At 37.1% G+C, this 3,615-nt stretch carries 5 protein-coding genes; all 5 read right to left on the reverse strand.

Annotation, left to right across the window (positions count from 1 at the left end):
• Positions 1 to 122, reverse strand: a 122-nt coding sequence (locus tag CBG25_RS21270; protein ID WP_366212652.1) for a helix-turn-helix domain-containing protein, incomplete at its 3' end; no start/stop codon positions are given.
• Positions 123 to 179: 57 nt separating this feature from the next.
• On the reverse strand, positions 180 to 398 hold the full coding sequence (locus tag CBG25_RS03395; protein ID WP_290604527.1) for a nitrilase-related carbon-nitrogen hydrolase: 219 nt from the start codon (positions 396 to 398) through the stop codon (positions 180 to 182).
• A gap of 129 nt (positions 399 to 527) precedes the next feature.
• Positions 528 to 2,567 carry a M13 family metallopeptidase gene (locus CBG25_RS03400; protein ID WP_290604529.1) on the reverse strand — a complete coding sequence of 680 codons (2,040 nt, stop codon included), beginning with the start codon at positions 2,565 to 2,567 and terminating at the stop codon, positions 528 to 530.
• A gap of 376 nt (positions 2,568 to 2,943) precedes the next feature.
• Entirely contained in the window at positions 2,944 to 3,150 is a 207-nt protein-coding gene (locus CBG25_RS03405; RefSeq protein ID WP_026821849.1) for a DUF1107 domain-containing protein, read from the reverse strand.
• 289 nt (positions 3,151 to 3,439) lie between these two features.
• Positions 3,440 to 3,598, reverse strand: a complete 159-nt coding sequence (locus CBG25_RS21275) for a hypothetical protein (protein WP_366212646.1) — start codon at positions 3,596 to 3,598, stop codon at positions 3,440 to 3,442.
• Positions 3,599 to 3,615 lie beyond the last annotated feature (17 nt).

Here is a 3,615-nt window from a genome sequence, read left to right on the forward strand (position 1 = left end):
TCCCTGCTGACAGTTGAACGAGAAAGCCCCAATTCTCTAGCAATAGTGGCCTGAGTAACACCGTCAATTATTCGTTTTTCGATATAAAAACGCTCATGTAAGTTCAAATGTTTTCCCTTCATACAACAGTATCTCTTATGGGGTCATTACAGTAATTTTATCTATGTATGACCAAGGATTTACTTTGTTGCATTTCGTTTGGGAATTGGCGCGGCAGGTGAGTCCAACCAAAGAAACCAAGGATAACCAGGTAGCCAATTTTCCGGAAAAGCGATCAATTCCGCCCCTCTACTGGCCGCTTCTTTTATTAAATCGATAGTTTTATCAATAGTTCCTTCCAAATCCATAAATACAGGAGCTGCCTGTACACAAGCAACGATGATTGATTTATCCATCATTAATTCACCTCATTGTTGAATATCACATATCGTTTATGTTTGCGATTATACAAATGAAGTGTTTCTAACGTTATTACCCGAAAGCAGCAAGTTTATCAGGCTCTACGCTATAGAGCCTGATATTGAAGTCTACCAGATATGGATTCGATCTTTAGGTGCCAGATAAAGCTTATGCTCTTTTTCTACATTAAATGCTGCATACCAATCATCCATATTGCGTACCACACCGTTGGCACGATAGGGATTCGGACTATGGGGATCAGCCATAATCTTATTACGCTCTGACTCTTTATTAGCTAACTCGCGCCAAGTTCTCGCCCAGGCTATAAAGAAGCGTTGTAATCCCGTCATTCCATCGATAATCGGCGGTTCACCATTCGGATAATGTTCTTTAGAAAATTGCTTATAAGCATTGAGGGCAATATTTAATCCACCGAGATCACCAATATTTTCACCTAGGGTAAGTTTACCGTTAACAGCTAAACCATCAATTTTAAACCCGTTATACTGCTTTATAAGTTTGGCGGTTTTTTCTTTAAAATGCTGCTGTGAAGCCGTTGACCACCAGTTTCTTAATTGCCCTGTTCCGTCATAAAGACGGCCTTGATCGTCAAAACCATGTCCCATCTCATGCCCGATCACCGCACCAATGGCACCATAGTTATAAGCAGGATCAGCATTTTGATCAAAAAATGGCGCTTGCAAAATAGCCGCCGGGAAAACAATTTCATTCTGAACTGGATTATAATAAGCGTTAATTGTTTGTGGCGTCATCCCCCATTCCCACTTTCTGACTTTTTCACCGATCCGGCTCATATTATCTTGATAGAGCCAGTTTTGTACTTGCAGATAATTGTCGAATAATGTATCTGGTTGCAAATGCAACGTACTAAAATCATGCCATTTTTCAGGGTAACCAATTTTAACCGTAAATTGGTTAAGCTTTTTGAGTGCTTCTTGGCAAGTCCGTTTATCCATCCAGTCATTATTTTGCAAACGTGTTTTAAAGGTTCCTTTAACATAACTCACCAGATTTTGGATCTTATTTTTAGCATCAGGATCAAAATATGTTGCAACATAAAGCTGCCCCAACGGCTCTCCTTGTAGTTTATTCACGACTTCCAATGCCCGTTCTTTACGTGAACGCTGCTGTTTAATACCATTTAATCGAGTTGAATAAAAATTAAACCGAGCATCAGAAAACGCTTGATTCAAGTAATTGGCTTTACTACTCAGATAATGGAAAACTAAGTAGTTTTGTAGGGTAGATAGTGGGGTATTAACCAATATTTTTGCCAGCTGTTCAACTGCACTGTCATTTTCTACAATAACTTTCGCCAACTGTTCATCTGAAAGTTTCCATTGTTGAATAAACCCCTGCCATTGATAATCTGGCGTAAACTTTTTCAGTTGGCTAAGCGTCATTGGATGATAATTTTTCAACGTGTCACGTTCAGCTTCTGGTGTCCAATAAACTTTTGCCAACGATTTTTCTAACGCAAAAATCTGCTTAGCCTTTAACTGTGCTTCTTTTTCGCCTTCTCCCGCTAAATGTAAAATAGTGGCAATATAAGCGACGTAATCGTGACGGATAGTCTCCATCTGTTTAGTGTTATCCAGATAGTAATTTCTATTTGGTAGGCCTAAACCACCTTGTCCCAGATAAAGAACATAGGTATCAGGTACTTTTGCATCCAATCCAACCCAATAGGAAATAAATGGCATATAACCTGGTTTTGCCATCAAATTAGTAATATCAGCGTGAGTTTTTGCCTGCTTGATAGCATTCAGGGCATTTTGTACCGGCATTAAACCTGTTTTTTCAACTGCAGTTTCATTTAAATAACTGCGATAAAGATTACGAATATTGCGTTGATTATGATTAAGCTCACTCTCCGGTTGAACTTCAAGTTTATTTATCAGTGCTTGCAGCTGTTTTTCTGTTTTGAGATATAACTCAACAAAGGAATTAATACGTGACATTCCAGCTGGGATTTTTGTATGAGCTATCCAATCTTGATTAACATATTGATAAAAATCATTACCCGGAGAAATGGAATCAGACAGTATGATTTTTTGTTCACCGTAAGTAACGTCTTTGGCAACAGCAAAGGAGGAGACTGTCAGAGCAGACAGACTAATAAGTAGTGCTAAAACAGTTTTTTGCATAGGAGAAAACCTTTCTCTTCTTTGAGATTGATATGTTCCATCAACAAGTGTTGATAAGCTGATAAAGTATATATACTACTTCAATTTTTTAACAAAAACGCACACATAAATTTAATTTTGTTTAAAGTTATAATCTTTATACTAATCAAAACATCGCTGTTGACAGATCCAAGACCAAATTATTAAACGCCAGCCACAAAATGAAATGTGGTTGGTAAGCATTAAATTTAACATGAAGCGAGTAAAGCGAAGTATAGTAAAACACTTTTTGCTAATCCGATCTGTCGTAAAACTTATGGATTAAAATTGTTAGGTCATGATTAGTTTGTATTTTATTTGCGCCACTGAGGATGTGGCGCACAATTTATCAGATGAGTTAACCTATTTCTGTCTGGAGGATAAGGACTTCTTTATTGATTTCATTCATTATGTTGAAATGCCGCTTATCTTTAATTCTAGGGGGTAATATCTTTCCTTTGTCAAATTCAAATACTCCCATATCTTTGATATACAATCGACCACGAAATAATATCTTAACGTAACGCGCAATCTTCAGTGGATTATAACGGTGAAAAATCTTCATTCAACTTTTTCCTCCCCTTTGTTGATCTTGAAGTCACAAAAATGTGATTCATGACACATTTTATAATCATAGACTCTGGTTACAAGCTTTAGTTCTCCTTTTCCAATAAGATTTAACGATTTTACATAACATGATAACGGGTTAAATAGTTTTGAATAATCATTACAATATTTTTCATTTGAAGCCTTAACAACTTTTGCTGTATGTGCTAAAGCAGCTCTCTATAACAAAGACATTAAGCGTGTTGCTTAATAGTGAAATAAGGGTATTTCGGTGATTGAAGTAAATTTTAGGCTGTTCTGAGATGGAAATTCCAAAGACCGGCACTAAGGAGTAAAAAGGTATCATCAATAAAGGGTCTACGATTCCGTAAAATTTGGGTCATACAACCGAAGCGCTTGATACCCGCGATGGCGTGTTCAACCGTAATACGGATGCCCGAGATTATTTTATTTTCTTGTTTTT

Origin of the sequence: Arsenophonus sp. ENCA, from assembly GCF_002287155.1 — a bacterium.
In the GTDB taxonomy this organism is placed as follows: Bacteria; Pseudomonadota; Gammaproteobacteria; order Enterobacterales; family Enterobacteriaceae; genus Arsenophonus; species Arsenophonus nilaparvatae.